This window comes from Campylobacter sp. RM9333 (genome assembly GCF_020137705.1).
Lineage (GTDB): Bacteria > Campylobacterota > Campylobacteria > Campylobacterales > Campylobacteraceae > Campylobacter_E.
The window spans coordinates 1-17,806 of the sequence record NZ_JACGAY010000007.1 but is presented as its reverse complement, the minus strand read 5'-3'; the positions used below and the strand labels follow the sequence as shown (position 1 = coordinate 17,806).

The following is a 17,806-nucleotide window of genomic DNA, read 5'->3' as shown; positions in this document are numbered from 1 at the left end:
TTAAAGCTCACTAGATAAAACTAGGCAAAACTTACATAATTTTATTATTCTTCAACACTCACTACGCATTTATTTTTACCCGTATTCTTGCCAAGATACAAATTCTTATCAGCGATTTCAAATAGTTGCTTATAATCTTTTTGATTAAAATTAGCTATATATCCACCTATTGTAATACTTATTGTTTCTTGCAAATCACTTATCTTTAATTTAAACACTTCTTCTCTAATGTCATTTAAAAATATTTCAGCATCTTTTTTATTATCAATATCTGCAATGATTAAAAATTCTTCCCCACCCCATCTACAAATATTAATATTAAAATCAGAATATTTTTTATACTTATTGATTAAAACTATAGCCAACATTTTTAGCACAATATCTCCGGTTTGGTGACCATAAGTATCATTTATATGTTTAAAATTATCAATATCACATACCGCAATTAAAATTCTTTGTTTGTTATATTTTGATAACACAACATCTTCCATATATTTTCTATTATATAAACCTGTTAAAAAATCTTTATATACAATTTGAGCTAAATCGTTAATTTTTTTACTAGGAATAACGGTTACCAATACACCATAAACCACTAAAAATACCAATAAAACCGCTAAATTGATTGGATAAAGAACAATATTTGCATTTTTATATTCGTTAATTTCAAAAAATTTATCACTATGTAGCACAATAGAATCTGCTTGAAAATAACTAAGATAAATTAAAAAAATAATTAAAATTGTTGATACAAAACAGGTGCTTTTCTTAAAAAATAAAAATTGCACAAGTATCAAACAACATAATAACAAGTCAAATCCACTAGCACTACCTAAGTAATAAATTGCGATTAGCTGATGGATTAAAACTTCAAAATATACAACAGCATAATAAATTTTTATTTTATCGCTACTAAAATTTGTAATTATTAATACATAAATTAAGGTTGAGACTATATTTACATAAAATAGCTCATATATTTTCATATAATAAAATATAAACAAAAAGGACACATGTAAAATTGTCGCCAAAAGTATGATTAAATAAATATAATCATAAAAATTAATCAGTCTAGATATTAACTGCTTGATTTGAGTTGTCATAATTTTCCTTGTTTAATGAACCTAATATTTGAATAAATTTCTTGTTTTCAACTATACTTAAATTTGCCTTGATTTCATAAATTTCTCGTATTAAATCAAGTGTAATAACATCGTTAATCTTTCCATTTTTATAAACCTTGTTGTTATGTAAAAAAATTGCTTCATCACAATATAAACTCGCTAAATTTAAATCATGTAAAACAACTATGCTTATTAAATCATTTTCAATTGTAATCTTTTTTAAAGCTTCTAATAAAATACATTGGTGTTTAATATCTAATGCACTTACAGGCTCATCAAGTAATAAAATACTTGGGTTTTTAAGCAAAACTTGAGCAAAAGCTATCATTTGTCTTTGACCGCCAGATAAATCTTTAATATTAATATTAGCAAGATGCGAAATTTTAAATTCCTTTAAAACATTAACTGCTTTATTTAAAATTTCATCGCTTATTTTTAAACCTAATTCACTATAAGCACCTAGTAAAACTACTTCTAAAGCACTAAGGTTTGTATGAGTATGAAAACTTTGTAACATATAACCTATATTGCTTTGCCATTTTTTAATATTATCTGAATTAATATTACGATAAGTCATATTATGTTTTTTATCAAGTTGAAAAATAGCATCTAACAATGTGCTTTTACCTACACCATTAGCACCTAAAATAGCATAAATTTTACCTGATTTAAATTCTAGGTTGATATTATTTAAAATAGTCTTATTTCCTTTTTTAATACTTAGATTATTAATTTTAAGCATTTTTATTCCTTAATATAATAAAAAAGAAAAAAGGAACACCAATAAAAGAAGTTACTATTCCTATTGGAAATAAACTACCAGGAATTATCAATTTTGAAACACTAGAAGCTAAACTTAAAAATAAAGCCCCTATTATCATTGAAGCTGGTAAGAAAAATCTTTGATCTTCTCCTATAATAAGCCTTGCGATATGTGGTGCAACAAGACCTATAAAACCTATAACGCCCACAAAAGAAATAGCAACAGAACTAACAAAAGAAACACATAATAAAACTTTAATTCTTAAATATACTAAATTAACCCCTAAAACTTTAGCATTTTTCTCCCCAAGCCTAAATACACTTAAAGCCCAATTATCTTTTAATAAAATTAAATAACAAAATAAAGTAACCAAAAATACTATTAAAATATTCGTATAATTAGCTTTTTGCAAACTTCCAAATAGCCAAAATAATATTTGTTGAGATACTTCAGGACTTGATAAAAATTGCACTAAAGATAAAAAAGATTGAAATAAAAACAATAAAGCAATACCAACTAAAACTAAACTTTGAGTGTTATATTTGTTATTTTTAGCAAAAATAAATAATATTGCAGAGCTTAACAAACTAGCACAAAATGCTCCTAATGGAATGCTAATAAAAGAACTTATAAAACTTATATTAAATGCAATTACTAATGAAGCTCCAAAGCCAGCTGCAGCACTAAGACCTAAAGTATATGGACTAGCTAAAGAATTATTTAAAATAGTTTGCATTAAAGCTCCGCCAAGTCCTAATGAAGCTCCAACAACAAGTGCCATTAATGCCATAGGTAATCTTAAATTATAAACAATATTAACGAAATTCTTTTGTATATCTATATCAAGTGCTTTAGATAATAAAGCTTTACATACAATAATTAAATCAAGTTGAGCTGGTCCTGTAGAAATATCTAGTATAAAAAATACTAATGCTAATAAAAAAGAGATTAGTAAAAATCCCAATCTCTTATAAATAGTGGATTTGTATAAAAGAATTTCTCTACTAAAATTTCTCATCATCAAGCTTTATCATAAAAGTTCCATCAGGAATAATCGGCAAATATTTCTTATGATAATTAATATAATCATCACTTGGATTAATATCACTAAATAACTCAGGATAAGCAGCTTTTGCTACAAATTCTAACATAAAAATATCCCCCAAAGTCCTTAGCATACTATGATAACCACCATAAATTCTATGATTTTTTACTGCGTTTAAATCTTGCCAAGTAGTTCTATTAGAAAATCCTCTTAATCTAGTATTTGCTTCATCAAAACTAATATTATTACCCATTACCATTGAAGTTTTATTTTTCTTAAGCTCACTTTCACGACCTGCTATAATAATTACTTCAGGGTCTTGAACTATGATTTCTTCAGGATTAATAGCTCCCCAAGTCTTAATAAGCCCATCAGCAATACTCTTAGCATTTGCTTTATCAATCAAACTTCCCCACATATAATGTGAATATGTAACTCCATTATCACTAGGGCCATTAATTCCGTATTCTATATAAACTTTTACTTTATTTTTAATATCTTTAGTTCTTGTTTGAATTAATTCTAAACGACTTTTATAATCATTCATAATTTCTTCAGCTCTTTTTTCTTGGTTGGTTAAAATTCCAAAAATTTTAGTGCTTATCTCGTGGTTTTGTAATTTTCCTTCGTGATAATCTACTACTATTATTGGGATATTTGCTAGTTTAATTGGATTTAAAGTATCTTTTAATGTATCATATTGCCATTTAGCTAAAACTAATACATCAGGTTCTAATTCTAATATTTTTTCAATTGACAATGTGCCTGATTCTGCTTCACCAAAATCTGCAATTTTGTCTAAATTAGGCATTACATCTAAATACATTTGCCAAGAAATTGGACTCCATTCACTCCAAACTGCTTTTGAAAAACCAACAACCTTATCAAATGATTTTTCTCCACCAACTGCTAAAAAATCTGTATAGTAAAAACCTAAAGCTATTCTGTTAACTGGGGTATTTAAAGTAATTTCGTTTCCTGTTACATCTTTGAAAGTAATTTCCTTAGCAAACAAGCTAAATGATAATAAAAATAGTAGAATAAATCTCAACACTTCTCCTTAAATTTTAAAGAAATAAAAAAAGGAATTTGCCAAAAGCAAATTCCTAATCATTAAAATGCTGGGATTATAGCACCTTTAAATTGCTCTTCAAGTATCTTCTTAATTTTTTCTGTTTTTATAACCTTTATTAAAGCTTTTACCCCTTCATTATTTTCATTGCCTTTTTTAACAGCAATAACATTTACATAAGGGCTATTTAAATCTTCTAATATTATAGAATCCTTTGTAGGATTTAACTTCGCTGCTAATGCGTAATTTGTATTAATTACAGCCAAATCACACTCATCTAAAACTCTTGGAACCTGTGCAGCTTCTAACTCTTTTATATCAAGATTTAAAGGATTTTCCGTAATATCAATAACACTTCTAAATTTTACTTCCTTATTTGTCTTAATAAGTCCAGCTGCTTCAAGTATGTCTAAAGCCCTGCTTTCATTTGTTGGGTCATTTGGGATATATACTAAAGCATTATTTTTTAATTCTTTAATATCTTTTACCTTTTTTGAATATGCTGCCATTGGAGGTAAAAACACATTAGCAACCGCTACTAAATCAGTGCCTTTACTCTCGTTAAAGTCTTCTAAAAAAGGCTTATGTTGATACATATTAGCGTCTAATTCCCCATCATTTAATGCAAGATTTGGTAGAATATAATCATTAAATTCTACAACTTTTAACTCATATCCAAGCTCTTTTAAATCATCTTTTACATTTTCTAAAATAGTAGCATTTGGATATGGAGTAATCCCTACTCTTAAAATCTCCGCACTAGCGTATAAACAAAATGCTAAACTTAAAGCTAATTTTTTCATATTTTCTCCTTAAAAACTTGGGATTATTTCGCCCTTATATTTTTCTTCTATAAATTTTTTAATTCTTGCATCATTTATAGAATCAACTAAAACCTTTGTCTTATCACTATTAATATTATCAGTCTTAACTACTAAAACATTAGTATATGGACTATCTTTACCCTCAATAATTACCGCATCTTTTGTAGGATTTAACTTCGCTGCTAATGCGTAATTTGAATTAATCACAGCTAAATCGCACTCATCTAAAACTCTTGGTAATTGTGCAGCTTCTAACTCTTTTATATCAAGATTTTTAGGGTTTTTTACGATATCTAGTGGAGTTTTTAGCTCTACATTTTTATCAAGTTCAATAAGCCCTGCAGCTTCAAGTATATCTAAAGCCCTACTTTCATTTGTTGGGTCATTTGGAATATAAATTAAAGCCTTATCTCCTAAATCTTTAATATCTTTAATCTTTTTAGAATATGCTCCCATTGGCTCAAGATGAACTGGTGCAACTGGAGTTAATTTTGTTCCTTTTTGCTTATTGAACTCATCTAAATATGGTTTATGTTGGAAAAAGTTTGCATCTATTTCGCCATCATCAACCGCTAGATTTGGCAATACATAGTCATTAAACTCAACGATTTTTAACTCGTGCCCTTTTTCTTTAACAATTTTTGCAACTTCTTCTAAAATTTCAGCATGTGGAACAGGCGTTGCACCTACACTAATAACATCAGCAAATAAATTTGCACTTAAAGCCAAACAAGCAGCTAAACTAAACAATCTTTTCATAATATCTCCTTAAATAAAATTTCCTGAATAAATAAATAAAATAACTAAAGCTAAAATTGAAATATAAAGATATTTATCCTTACCTTTTCTTAAAGCTTTTTCAACTAAATCCCCCCAAATCTGAACGATTTGAACCAATACAATCAAAACGATAACCGTTTCTACCATAATATCTGTTTTAAATCTTTGATAACCATAGCGATTAGCAACATCGCCAAGTCCTCCACCTCCTACAATTCCTGCCATTGCACTATATCCAATGACTACTATTAAAGTAAGCGTTGCTGCATTAATTAACGCAGGTAATGCTTCATACAATACGACCTTAAAAATAATTTGTATTCTACTAGTACCATAACTCTTAGCCGCTTCAATTATTCCGTAATCTACTTCATTTAAAGCACTTTGCACTAATTTTGCAATAAATGGAGCAATTCCAATTGTAAGTGGCACAATAGCCGCTGTTGTTCCTATGCTTTTTCCTATTAAAAACTTTGTAAAAGGAATTAAAGCAATAATTAATACTAAAAACGGAAAAGAACGGAATATATTTACAACAAAATCAAGCACTCTATAAAAGCCTAAATTCTCATACAAACCACCCTTTTTACTAACAAAAAGAAATATTCCTAAAACAAGTCCTAGTGCAAAACCAATAATAGTAGCACTAATACTCATATATAAAGTCTCTTTTAATGCAGGATATAAAATCTTGTCAAAATGACTTAGAAAATTATCAAAATAATTCATACTTCCTCCCATAAAACGCCACTTTTATTAATATATTCACACACTCTTTGTTTATCACTTGGATTAATATTTATAATAAGTGAACCAAGTGCAATATCATTTAGCTTTTCAATTTTTCCCCAAACTATTGAAAAATCAATATTAAGCTCTCTTGCCATTTTAGAAATTACTCCATCAAGTGCTACTTCTTTAGGGAAAATTAATCTTATATTAAGCCCACTTTCTGGCACACAATCACTCTCATCTAAGAATTCTCTCATCTTCTTACTTGGTTTTAAAAATATTTCGCTAATTTCTCCATTGCCAATGATTTCTCCACCACTTAACAAGCAAGCTTTATCAGCTACTCTTTTAACAGCGTCCATTTCATGAGTTACTAATACAACGCTAATGCCTAAATCTTTGTTTATTTGTTTTAATAAATCTAAGATTTGATTAGTAGTAGCAGGATCAAGTGCACTAGTTGCTTCATCGCTTAATAAAATCTTAGGATTTAGTGCAAGTGCTCTTGCTATTGCAATTCTTTGCTTTTGGCCACCACTAAGATTAGCAGGATATGAATTAGCCTTATCGCTTAATCCAACCAAATCAAGCAATTCTTTAACCCTTTTATCCACATTATCTTTTTTATGTAAAAGTAAAGGCATTGCAATATTTTCATAAGCACTCTTTCTACCCATTAAAGCAAAATGTTGAAAAATCATTCCAACTTCGGTTCTTAATTTTCTTAACTCTTCTTCTTTAAGGTCTTTAATTTCTTGATTAAATACTTTTAATGAACCTGCTTGATAGCTTTCAAGTGCATTTATACATCTTAAAAGTGTGCTTTTACCAGCTCCACTTTGTCCGACAATAGCATAAATCTCGCCCTTTTTAATATCAAGACTTACATCGTTTATTACGCAAGTATTTCCGTAATACTTTTTAAGATTTTTAATTTCAATCATAACTTTCCTTAAAATTTAATTTAAAGAAAAATAAAAATTTTTGAGAGTTTTGTAAGTTGCAAAAATATTTTATCTTTCTTTTTTAGCTTGCTTGCTTTAATATAATTAATTTGCGTCTAGCTAAAAAAGAAAGTCTTTAAAAGCCAGACGCTAGCGCATCTGCATCATCATTTAAAATCCTTTGTTTAAAAATATTTGTTGATTAAAGCAAAAAATATTTTTGATGTCAAGATATTTTTAAAATAATTTTATATTATTTGTTACATTTCGTAACATTTAAAGCTTAAAAGCTATAAAAGAGCAAAAATTTGCCCACCTAAAAAAGCAATCAATTTGCTTAAAATTAGCATTGCTTAAAATTTTTATATTTTCATCATAAGTAAAAGGTATTAAAACATTTTCTAAAGCAGCTCTTTTTTGAGCTATTTCATATCTTGAATATCCTTGCAATTCCTTATAATTTTCGTAAATATCAATTATATTTTTTTGTAAAATTTTATTTTCATAAAGCACTTTTTCGCATAAAATAAAAATCCCATTCTTATTTAATAACTTATATATTTTTTGTAATAAATCTTCTCTTAAAAGTGGTCTAATAAAATGCAAGGTATAAGAACAAATTATCGCATCAAAACTATCATTAAGACTTAAAATATCTTCTATATTTTTATTAATCAAATTAATTTTAACACCTAAATCACTAGCCTTAATTCTAGCCCTATTTAGCATTTGCTCTGAATTATCAAGCCCAAAAAGCTCTAAATCATCTCTTTTTGAAAGTGCTAAAAGTGTATTTGCAGTTGAGCAACCTAAATCTAAAACCTTTGCATTTTTTGGCAAAATCTGACTTAGAATTTTAAAAATTAATTCTTGATTTTGCAAATAATACGGCACACTACGAGTAACCATATCATCAAACACACGCACCACTTTTTCATCAAATTCAAATTGTTTTATTAATTCTTCGTTAAAAACTTCATCTTTCATCTTTAGCCTTTAAACTTAGAGCTTTTATGTCTAAGTTGATTTGTTCTTTTAAACTATCAAAATTATCAAATTTTTTATTCTCTCTAAAAAATTCTAAAAACTCTATTTTAATTTTGTAGAATTTAAAATAGGAATTTGAACTATTTAAAATATGCACTTCTAAAGCCGTATTTAAATCAGTTGAGCGTTTGCCTAAAAAAGTAGCTGCAAAATAACACTCATTATCTAAATAAACCTTAGTAAAATAAACCCCTTCTTTTGGTAAAAAATAATTATCATAATCTACATTAATAGTAGGGACAAAAAATTTAGCTCCTAAACCTTGACCTTTGATTTGTCTTCCTTGAATGAAATAATTTCTACCTAAAAATTTATTCACACTTTCTAAATCAGCATTCAATAAACATTCTTTAATCAAACTTGAATGAACGCTTATATTATCTATTTTAAATTCATCTACGATAATACATCGTAACCCAGAAAATTCTTGCAATTCTTTTGCGTGAGCTTGTCTATTTTTACCAAAATGAAAATCATATCCTGCTACAAAATATTTAAGTTGTGTAAAATTATACATAATATTTTGTGTAAAATTATACGCATTTTCATCTTTTATCTCATCAAGATTTACAAAAAATATTTTGCAATTTAGCAATTCTTGCTTATAAATTATCGGAACTAATTCTCTTGTTTTTTTATATATTATTAATAAAGCTCCATTATCATCAAGCCTTTTTATAAGCTCAAAATGCCCTAAATGTAAAGCATCAAAACACCCTATTGCTAAACTTGTAATATTTTCTAAATCACATTTTTTTGCTTTTATTATTTCATTTTGAAAAAGCGTAAAAATATTCATAATTTCCATCTTTTCCGCTAAGTTTTGATTTTGATTTTTTAAGTAAAATCAAACCTAATCTTATTACTTCTTTTTCAAATTCTTCGCAAGATTTAAGCACAGCTTTTTCATCTTTTACCACACCATTTTTAGAACGCTTTACATTAATTCCCACTTCAAATTGTGGTTTAAATAAAATAATTAAATACTTGCTACTTAGTCTTATTAAATCATTTATAATTAATCTAGCTGATATAAAACTTAAATCGCACACTACTATTTCAAACGGAGCTGATTTAAAATCTCTAATATCTGTATTTTCAAATGCTTTTACCTTTGGATTTGCTCTTAAGCTATTATGCAATTGTTTATCTCCAACATCTACACAAGTAACACTTAAAGCATTATTTTCAAGTAATATTTGGGTAAATCCACCCGTGCTAGAGCCAACATCTAAGCAATCAATTCCGCTAATTTTTAATTCAAATTCTTCTAAAAATCCTTTTAATTTATAAGCAGCCCTGCTAACATAAACTTCATCTAATAATTTACATTCATAATCTTGCAGTATCTTATCACTTGCCTTTTTTACTTCATTATTGATTAATACTTTTTCATTTTCTAATAATTCTTGAGCTTTATTTCGGCTTATATTTAATTTATTTGCTACGAATAAATCAGCTCTCATAAAAGTGCCTTAAACTCATCTTCATTAAGTATCTTAATGCCTAATTCTTTAGCTTTAGTAAGCTTACTTCCTGCATCATCTCCACACAATAAATAAGAAGTTTTTTTGCTAACACTTGAGCTAGTTTTTCCGCCGTTTTCTTTGATTATATTTTCATAATATTCTCTTGGATTACTAAGTGTGCCAGTTATTACAAAAGTCGTATTTGCAAATTTATCACTAGATTTTATATTTGTATTTTTTAGCCTTAAAATCTCATAAAATCTAATAATTAGCTCTTTATTAATCACGCAAAAATTAGCAATAGATTTAGCCATTTGCTCTCCAAATCCATCTAATTTTAAATAATCAATCTCATCTTTTAAATACCAATCAAATCCAAATTCACTAGCAACCTTGCTAGCAGCTACTTCTCCAATATGCTCACATCCTAAAGCATTTATAAAACTTGCTAATTCGCAATCTTTTGATTTTTCAATAGAAGTTAAAATATTAGTTATCTTTTTATCAGCAAAACCCTCAAGACCTTGAAAATCTTCGTATTTTAGCTCATAAATACACTCAAATGTGCTGATTTTTTCAAGTTTAAATAACAATTCAATAATTTTATCCCCTAAACCATCTATATTTAGGCATTTTTTACTCGCAAAATATATTAATTGATTTAGCATTTTTGCCTTGCAATTAAGATTTATACATTTAATTAAAGCTCCATCATCTAATAAAGTTTCATTACAAGATGGACAATTTATTGGCTTTGGAATTTTAATTTGTGTGCCATCTCTTCTTTCTTTATAAACACGAGTTAATTTTGGTATAACATCTCCACTTCTAATTATGCTAACGCTATCATTAATCATCAAATCAAGCCTAGTTATCTCATCGTAATTATGTAAAGTTACTGATTTAACTATAGCTCCATCAATATTAGTAGGCTCAAGTGTTCCAACAGGGGTTATTACTCCCGTTCTTCCTACTTGATAACTAACATCAATTAATTTTGTAATTTGCTCTAAAGGTTCAAATTTATAAGCAGCCATAAATTTTGGAAATTTGCTTGTAAATTCAGTGCATTTGCTTAAATCATTTATCCTTAAAACAAAACCATCTAACATCATTTTTTTATTTAATCTATCATTTTGTAAATTCTCATACTCAATTTGCAATTTATTAGCCCTAACAACCTTGCAAAAATCATCTTTTAAAAAACCTAAACTTCTAATAAATTCCATTGCTTCGCTATGTTTTGTAAAACTTAGTGAGTTTTGCCCTATTCCGTGCGGATAAAATTGTAAATTTCTCTTTGCAACTTCGCTTGGTTCTTTAAGTCTTAATGAACCACTTGCAGCATTTCTTGGATTTGAAAATAAGCTTTCATTATTTGCTAATTTTATTTCATTTAACTTCAAAAAATCATCTTTTAAAATAACAATTTCGCCCCTAATTTCAATCAATTCTTTATAAGCAATACTCTTAGGAATTGAAGTAATTTGCATAGCATTTAGAGTAATATCATCGCCTACACTACCATCTCCACGAGTAATTGCGTGAATTAATTTACCATTTTCATAAATTAAGTTTAAACTAGCTCCATCAAATTTTGGCTCAATGAAAAATTCTTCATCTTCTGCCTTTGCTCTTTTTATCCAAGCGCGTAATTCATCTTCATTAAAAACATCTTCCATAGAATACATTCTGCTAAGGTGAGCTAATTTATTAAAGCCATCATTTACATCTTTTAGATTGATTGGCAATACTTTTTGTGTTGGAGAATCAGGGCTTATATCATTTGGATTTAAACTCTCATAATCTTTTATTTTTTTCATAAGTGCGTCGTATTCAGCATCACTTGCAAGTGGATTTTCTCCTAAATAATAAGCCTTTGCCCATTTATTTGCTAATTTAATATTTTCTAAATACTCTTTCATATACTTTCCATTTTTTTAAGATAATTTATCATTGCATTTTGCCCTATTACATCATGAACTCTAATATAATCAGCATTTGAATTAGCGTGAGTGATTAAACTTAAAGCTTCTTTATGCTCACCTAAAAATCTTTTATTTGAAGCTGCCAATAAAATAGGTTTATTTAAGGTCTTAAAATGATTTAGATATTTTACTAAAACTAAATTCTCATACTCACTTTTGCCAAAACCTATTCCAACATCAATTATTACTTTACTTTCTATTTCGCTTAATTTATTTAAAAAGAACTCATAAACGCTATCTAAAATAAAGAATTTAGAATTAGAATTTGAGTTGTTTAAGCCAGTATTATTTATATAATTATCAAAATAATTATTTTGTGAGTGCATTAAAATATAAGTAGCGTCGTATTTTAAAGCTAGTTTTGATAGCTTAGTATTAGCACTAATATCATTTATATATTTAAAGCCAATATCAAGAGCATTTGTTAAACAAATCTCATCAAAACTATCCAAGCTAAAATCTATCTTATCGCATAATTTATGTTCTTTTATTAAATTAAAAATAGGCTTTAATCTATCAAGCTCTAATTTCGCTCCTAAATAAGTAGAATTAGGTCTTGAGCTCATAGCACCGATATCAATAATACTTGCACCATTTTCAATAAACTCATAAGCCTTAGCTAAAAATTCCTTCTCGCTAATCCTAGAACTTTCATAAAAACTATCATCATTAATATTCATAATACCCATAATTTTTGGATATTTTTTGCTTATTTTTAATTCGTTTAAAAATTTACTAAGTCTTATACAAGAAAACTGCTGCAATTTAAGCTTATTAGCTAAATCCTTTGCATTAATGCTATCAACTAGCAAAATGCTATCGTATTTATACTCTCCGCCTAAAATTGTATTTTTGTGATTTAAAACAATTGCACCTACGCTAATTGCGTCTTGTTTTAAAATATTTGCAGCGGTTGTGCTTATATTTTTTATATAAATTATTTGATGATTACTTCTTTTTAAAAATCTATCTAGTGCAAACTCACTTGAATTAATATCTTTAGCCGAGTTTTCATCTAGTAAATAAAAACTAGCTTCTCTCACGCATTATTCCTAATAATAACCTTGAAATTATAATTTTAGAATTTGAATTAAGCTTTGATAATTCATAGCATTTATAAAATTCTTCTAATAAATCACTACTAATATTTATGCCTTGTTTGTAGCATTCTTTAGCTAATGCACTTATAAATTCACTCAAACTCGCTTTATCAACATCGTAATTTACAATATCTAAATACGACATATTTTTAAGATTTAATTTAATCTCATAATTATTTTTATAATTTTCTAATTTTCTTGAAATTAATCTTGATTTAATAGTTGCTAATAAAAGATTTTTTGAACTAACTAAAATCTTAAAATACACATTAGCAGGTGGCTCTTCTAGTAGTTTTAGCATATAATTTTGAGCTTGTATGCTATATTCTTTATATGATAATACGAAATATTTGTCATATTCTTCAATCAAATAAGCATTTTGCATAATCGCTTTTGCATCATCTAATAAAAACTCATCACCACTAAAAACCTTGCAGATTTTGGTTTTTTGCCTTAAATCATTTATAAAATCATCAGGGCTTTGAGTGATTATTATCTCACTTCTCAAATCTTAACCTTTGCAAAAATAATAGCGTCTAAACAAGCGTTAATTAATTGAGCAATAGTTATTAGTTTAATATCTAAATGTTCATCACTTGACTTAAGACAAAAAGAATTATCATATTCTTCATCTAATATAAACATTAAGCTATCTTTTTTATTTTTAGCAAGTTTTGCCATTTTTGAACTATCCTTACCAAAATAAATATAAATATAACCATTAGGATATGCTAGACTTAAAACATCATCAAGTAAATCTTCATTCTTATCATAATTATCAAGTTTAAAACCTTTTAAGCTAAAAAATGGCAACAATGGTCTAGCACTTTTTGCATTTACAAGACTTAAAAAATACTCCTCAAACCAAGCTCTTTCATCATCGCAAATTACTATAAAATTTTTCCCATCTAGTAAATAGCTAAGCCTAGAAGATAGCAAAGGGCTTATCTTAAACCTTTCGCTATCTAGCCAACTATAAAGCATACCTTTTTTTTGGATAAAGTCTTTTACAAAACTTAAAAAATCCTGCATTAATCTTCCAGCTTATAAACTTTATGTAGTGTTCTAACTGCTAATTCAGCATATTTTGAGCTAACAATCATAGAAATTTTAATCTCACTTGTTGAAATCATTTGTATATTAATGCCTTCATTTGCCAATGCTTCAAATGCAGCACTAGCAACACCTGAATGAGTTTTCATACCAACTCCAACTACTGAAACCTTAACTATATCGCTATCGCTTTCTATTACTACATCACTACCTAAAAGCTCTCTCATAGCTTCACTTGCATTTTTTAATTCATTTTGTGGCACGGTAAAACCCAAATTAGTAGTTCCATCATGACCTACATTTTGAATAATCATATCAACATTAATGTCTTTTTTTGCTAAAGTTGTAAAAATACTAGCAGCAATTCCTGGCTTATCTTCAATTCTTCTTAAAACTATTCTTGCTTGATTTTTATCTAATGCTATTCCACTAACTAATGCTTGTTCCATTTTTTCCTCGCTTGTTATAATTGTTCCACTATTTTCATTAAAGCTACTTCTAGTAACTAATTTTACATTTAATTTTTTTGCTAATTCAACGCTTCTATTTTGTAAAACTTTAGCACCTAAACTAGCAAGTTCTAACATTTCTTCATAAGAAATTTTATCAAGTTTTTTAGCCTTTGGCTCAATTCTTGGATCAGTAGTATAAACCCCATCAACATCTGTGTAAATCTCACACAAATCAGCATTTAAAGCCCCTGCAAAAGCAACAGCACTCAAATCACTTCCCCCACGACCAAGTGTAGTAGTATTTCCATTTGCTGCATACCCTTGAAAACCAGCTATTACAACTATTTTTCCACTTGAAAGTTCTTTTTTAATTCTAGTTGCATCAATATCAATGATTTTTGCGTTTGTATAATCATCTGTAGTTAAAAGCCCAGCTTCTTTACCACTTAAAGAAATCGCATCATATCCTTTTGACATAAGTGCAATAGCAAGTAAAGCAGCAGTTTCTCTCTCACCACAAGAAAGCAACATATCTAATTCTTTTTTATTTGGACTTTCTGAATAAAAATTAGCATTATCAATTAATTGATTTGTTCTACCACTCATTGCAGAAACTACCACAACTATATCTTTATAAGTCTTTTTAGACTTAATAACCCTATTTGCAACATTTTCTATGCGTTCAAGGTTGCCAACGCTTGTGCCTCCGTATTTTTGAACAACTAACATCCTATAAATCCTTCTTTTTGAAAATACTTTAAAACTTTGGTATAAAGTGGTCTTTTAAAATGATTAATATAAGGGTTTATATCCTTATAATCCACAAAAAGATGCTCTTTAAACTCAGGTTCATTGGTATTTAAATTAATCAAGTTATTATCTCTTACTTTAACTAAAAAATACCTTTGAGTTTGCCCATCAAAATTATATTTTTTCTTAACAGCTTCGTTAGGAAATTCATAGCTTAACCATTCAGGATATTCAGCAATGATTTCAAATTCTTTTGTGCCTAATTCTTCTTCAAGCTCTCTTATTAATGCTTCTTTTGGGCTTTCTCCATCATCAATCCCACCTTGCGGGAATTGCCAAACATCAATATCAAGTCTTAAAGCCACTAAAATTTTACAATTTAATGGGTATTCTTGAGACAAAACAATAGCTGCTACATTTTTTCTAAATCTTTTTTTCATCAAATAACCTAAAATTAATTTCACACGATACTATCAAGAAAAATTTAATTAAAAGCAACATTTTTACTAAAGAAATAATTATTTTTTGCCGATATGAAGCTTATGATTTTCAAGGAGAAAAAATGCAAATAAGTGCTAGAAATATAACTTTATCTTATCAAGCAGCAGCTTCTTTTAGTAGTAAAGATGAAGCACAAAAAAACATTAAAGATAGCTTAAAAAACTACGGCGTAAATCTTAGCAACGAAGAATTAGACAAACTCACAGCAAAAGGCGAAAATGATAGTTTTTTTGCAATGAGTTTTGAGATTAGTATCACAGAAATTAGCATTCAAGGTAATTTAAACGAAATTGCAAATAATAGGGGTAATATTAAAGAATTTTTAAATAATTTTAAAGATTTAGTTAATGATAATTTAGATAGCAATAGTGCTAAAAATTTATTATTAGATAATGCAGAATTTGGTTCAAAAAATACTGCAAAAAGAATGGCAGAGCAAATCCTAAAAAATGCAAATAATGATGCTAATAAACTAAGATTAGGTAAAGATGGATTATTAAGTGGCTTTAATGAAGCATTAAAAAGATTTAATTTCGGTGATGATTATATGAGTTTAGCTAATAAAACTCTTGATAATGCTATCAAAATGATAGATGAGCAAATCGCTAAACTAGGCGAAAATTTATTAAATTTCAAAGCATAAAATGAGAATTTATATTCATATTCCATTTTGTGCTAGCAAATGCTCTTATTGTTCTTTTGCTAGTTTTACAAATCAGCAAAAAATAAACGAATATTTTAAAGCCTTAGAATTAGATTTAGCAAGGTTTTTACCATTTTCTAAAGATATAAAAAGCATATATTTTGGGGGTGGAACTCCAAGCTTTATAGACGCAAAATACTATGAAAATATTTTTAAATTATTAAAGCCTTATATTAATAATGATACAGAAATCAGTGCTGAAGCAAATCCAAATTCTTTAAGCTTAAATTGGCTTAATACTATGCGTAATTATGGATTAAATCGCATAAGCGTTGGGGTGCAAAGCTTTAATGATGAGAAATTAAAATTTTTAAACAGAGCTCATTCTAGCAAACAAGCTATAGAAAAAATCAAACTATTAAAAAATGAAAAAATATCTTTTAGTATAGATATAATTTATGGCACTTATTTAGATGATTTAAATATGCTAAATGATGAATTAAAAGTCATAAAAAGCCTAGAATTAAATCATCTTAGTGCTTATACTTTAATTTTAGAAGATAATACCCCTTTTCAAAATAAAACCGAATATATTCAAAAAGATGATGAGTTAAATTGCTATTTTTATGAAAATTTGCAAAAAATCGGGTTAAAAGCTTATGAAATAAGTAATTTTGCAAGTTCTAGCGAATATGAATGCTCTCATAATAAAGCTTATTGGAGTAAAGAAAATTACTTAGGCATTGGACTTTCAAGCGTTGGCACTAGCGATAATATTCGCTATACAGCAAGTTCAAACCTAAATGAATATATAGCAAATCCATATTTTAGAATTAAAGAAAGTTTAAGCCCAAATGACATTAGACTAGAAAGCATTTTTCTAGGACTTAGATCAAATGTAGGAGTAGATATTAATCTTATTAAAAATAAAAAGAAATTAGATGATTTAAAAGATTTGGTTTTTATAAAAGATAATAAAGTATTTAATAAAAACTATTTAATATCAGATGAAATAGCTTTGTATTTAGAATAAAGCTAAGTTAATTAGAACTTATAAAGTTCTAATTAAAACTTATAGCTAAATCCTAAGTTTAATCTATATCCTGTATCAAACTCATTAGAAATATTCTTTGTAAAATCAGCATTAATGTCTAAATTAGAATTTGGTTTTACTAAAAATCCTATTTTAGCATTCAAGCCACTATCTTGGATATTGTTAAAATTGTTTTCTAAAAGAGCTACTACTTTACTTTTTGAAAGAGCATTTAGGTCTTTAAAGTATTGTAATTCAGTAACTAAACTAAAGTTTTTGTTAAACTCAACCCCTGCTTTAACTCCTGCTTTTATACTAGCTTGAAGACCTTTTTTAGTTTCTATACTTGCATTAGTTCCTTTTAAGTCCAAGTCCTTAAATCTAGTAGCTATTAATTTAATATTAGGCTCTAAGTAATTATTATTTATACTAAATCTATGTCCTAAGCCTAAACCTATTTGATATAAGTCTAAGTAATTAGTAGTA

20 protein-coding genes are annotated in these 17,806 nt (G+C 27.5%); 2 read left to right on the top strand and 18 right to left on the bottom strand.

Going from position 1 to position 17,806, the window contains the following annotated elements; genetic code table 11:
* Positions 1-44: 44 nt before the first annotated feature.
* The 17 genes from AVBRAN9333_RS04000 to AVBRAN9333_RS03920 all read right to left on the bottom strand — a co-directional run bounded on the left by AVBRAN9333_RS04000 (position 45) and on the right by AVBRAN9333_RS03920 (position 15,583).
* Positions 45-986 carry a GGDEF domain-containing protein gene (locus tag AVBRAN9333_RS04000; RefSeq protein ID WP_214142811.1) on the bottom strand — a complete coding sequence of 314 codons (942 nt, stop codon included), beginning with the start codon at positions 984-986 and terminating at the stop codon, positions 45-47.
* Positions 987-1,071: 85 nt separating this feature from the next.
* Entirely contained in the window at positions 1,072-1,866 is a 795-nt protein-coding gene (locus AVBRAN9333_RS03995; RefSeq protein WP_336607226.1) for an ABC transporter ATP-binding protein, read from the bottom strand.
* Positions 1,859-2,905: a FecCD family ABC transporter permease gene (locus tag AVBRAN9333_RS03990; RefSeq protein WP_336607225.1), complete on the bottom strand. Its 1,047-nt coding sequence runs from the start codon at positions 2,903-2,905 to the stop codon at positions 1,859-1,861. The genes AVBRAN9333_RS03995 and AVBRAN9333_RS03990 overlap by 8 nt, the downstream gene beginning before the upstream one ends.
* On the bottom strand, positions 2,892-3,983 hold the full coding sequence (locus AVBRAN9333_RS03985; protein WP_336607224.1) for an ABC transporter substrate-binding protein: 1,092 nt from the start codon (positions 3,981-3,983) through the stop codon (positions 2,892-2,894). The genes AVBRAN9333_RS03990 and AVBRAN9333_RS03985 overlap by 14 nt, the downstream gene beginning before the upstream one ends.
* Positions 3,984-4,045: 62 nt before the next feature.
* A complete protein-coding gene (locus AVBRAN9333_RS03980) occupies positions 4,046-4,807 on the bottom strand; it encodes a MetQ/NlpA family ABC transporter substrate-binding protein (RefSeq protein ID WP_214117741.1) in 762 nt (253 codons plus the stop codon).
* Positions 4,808-4,816: 9 nt separating this feature from the next.
* Positions 4,817-5,587, bottom strand: coding sequence for a MetQ/NlpA family ABC transporter substrate-binding protein (locus AVBRAN9333_RS03975; RefSeq protein WP_214117742.1), 771 nt, complete (start codon positions 5,585-5,587; stop codon positions 4,817-4,819).
* A gap of 9 nt (positions 5,588-5,596) precedes the next feature.
* Positions 5,597-6,337 (bottom strand): methionine ABC transporter permease, encoded by a 741-nt coding sequence (locus AVBRAN9333_RS03970; RefSeq protein WP_336609464.1) that lies wholly within the window; start codon positions 6,335-6,337, stop codon positions 5,597-5,599.
* Positions 6,334-7,284 carry a methionine ABC transporter ATP-binding protein gene (locus AVBRAN9333_RS03965; RefSeq protein WP_214117744.1) on the bottom strand — a complete coding sequence of 317 codons (951 nt, stop codon included), beginning with the start codon at positions 7,282-7,284 and terminating at the stop codon, positions 6,334-6,336. The genes AVBRAN9333_RS03970 and AVBRAN9333_RS03965 overlap by 4 nt, the downstream gene beginning before the upstream one ends.
* A 276-nt stretch (positions 7,285-7,560) precedes the next feature.
* Entirely contained in the window at positions 7,561-8,271 is a 711-nt protein-coding gene (gene cmoA / locus AVBRAN9333_RS03960) for a carboxy-S-adenosyl-L-methionine synthase CmoA (RefSeq protein WP_214117745.1), read from the bottom strand.
* Positions 8,261-9,139, bottom strand: coding sequence for a bifunctional riboflavin kinase/FAD synthetase (locus tag AVBRAN9333_RS03955; protein ID WP_336609463.1), 879 nt, complete (start codon positions 9,137-9,139; stop codon positions 8,261-8,263). Before AVBRAN9333_RS03955 ends, cmoA begins: the two co-directional genes overlap by 11 nt.
* A complete protein-coding gene (tlyA, locus tag AVBRAN9333_RS03950; protein ID WP_336607222.1) occupies positions 9,102-9,797 on the bottom strand; it encodes a 23S rRNA (cytidine-2'-O)-methyltransferase TlyA in 696 nt (231 codons plus the stop codon). Before tlyA ends, AVBRAN9333_RS03955 begins: the two co-directional genes overlap by 38 nt.
* On the bottom strand, positions 9,794-11,725 hold the full coding sequence (gene ligA / locus AVBRAN9333_RS03945) for an NAD-dependent DNA ligase LigA (protein ID WP_336607221.1): 1,932 nt from the start codon (positions 11,723-11,725) through the stop codon (positions 9,794-9,796). Before ligA ends, tlyA begins: the two co-directional genes overlap by 4 nt.
* Positions 11,722-12,831 carry a dihydropteroate synthase gene (folP, locus tag AVBRAN9333_RS03940; protein WP_214119920.1) on the bottom strand — a complete coding sequence of 370 codons (1,110 nt, stop codon included), beginning with the start codon at positions 12,829-12,831 and terminating at the stop codon, positions 11,722-11,724. The genes ligA and folP overlap by 4 nt, the downstream gene beginning before the upstream one ends.
* On the bottom strand, positions 12,818-13,396 hold the full coding sequence (locus AVBRAN9333_RS03935; RefSeq protein ID WP_214117750.1) for a DNA polymerase III subunit delta': 579 nt from the start codon (positions 13,394-13,396) through the stop codon (positions 12,818-12,820). Before AVBRAN9333_RS03935 ends, folP begins: the two co-directional genes overlap by 14 nt.
* On the bottom strand, positions 13,393-13,920 hold the full coding sequence (locus tag AVBRAN9333_RS03930; protein WP_214117751.1) for a HobA family DNA replication regulator: 528 nt from the start codon (positions 13,918-13,920) through the stop codon (positions 13,393-13,395). Before AVBRAN9333_RS03930 ends, AVBRAN9333_RS03935 begins: the two co-directional genes overlap by 4 nt.
* Positions 13,920-15,122, bottom strand: coding sequence for an aspartate kinase (locus tag AVBRAN9333_RS03925; protein ID WP_214117752.1), 1,203 nt, complete (start codon positions 15,120-15,122; stop codon positions 13,920-13,922). Before AVBRAN9333_RS03925 ends, AVBRAN9333_RS03930 begins: the two co-directional genes overlap by 1 nt.
* Positions 15,116-15,583: an RNA pyrophosphohydrolase gene (locus tag AVBRAN9333_RS03920; protein ID WP_214117753.1), complete on the bottom strand. Its 468-nt coding sequence runs from the start codon at positions 15,581-15,583 to the stop codon at positions 15,116-15,118. Before AVBRAN9333_RS03920 ends, AVBRAN9333_RS03925 begins: the two co-directional genes overlap by 7 nt.
* A gap of 122 nt (positions 15,584-15,705) precedes the next feature.
* On the opposite strand from AVBRAN9333_RS03920, the gene AVBRAN9333_RS03915 reads away from it, so the two are divergent.
* Both AVBRAN9333_RS03915 and hemW read left to right on the top strand, forming a co-directional pair.
* Entirely contained in the window at positions 15,706-16,287 is a 582-nt protein-coding gene (locus AVBRAN9333_RS03915; RefSeq protein ID WP_214119918.1) for a hypothetical protein, read from the top strand.
* Position 16,288: 1 nt separating this feature from the next.
* Positions 16,289-17,320, top strand: coding sequence for a radical SAM family heme chaperone HemW (gene hemW, locus AVBRAN9333_RS03910; protein WP_336609462.1), 1,032 nt, complete (start codon positions 16,289-16,291; stop codon positions 17,318-17,320).
* 32 nt (positions 17,321-17,352) lie between these two features.
* Here the strand turns inward: hemW and AVBRAN9333_RS03905 are convergent.
* The coding region (locus AVBRAN9333_RS03905) for an autotransporter outer membrane beta-barrel domain-containing protein (protein WP_336609461.1) at positions 17,353-17,806 on the bottom strand (454 nt) is incomplete at its 5' end.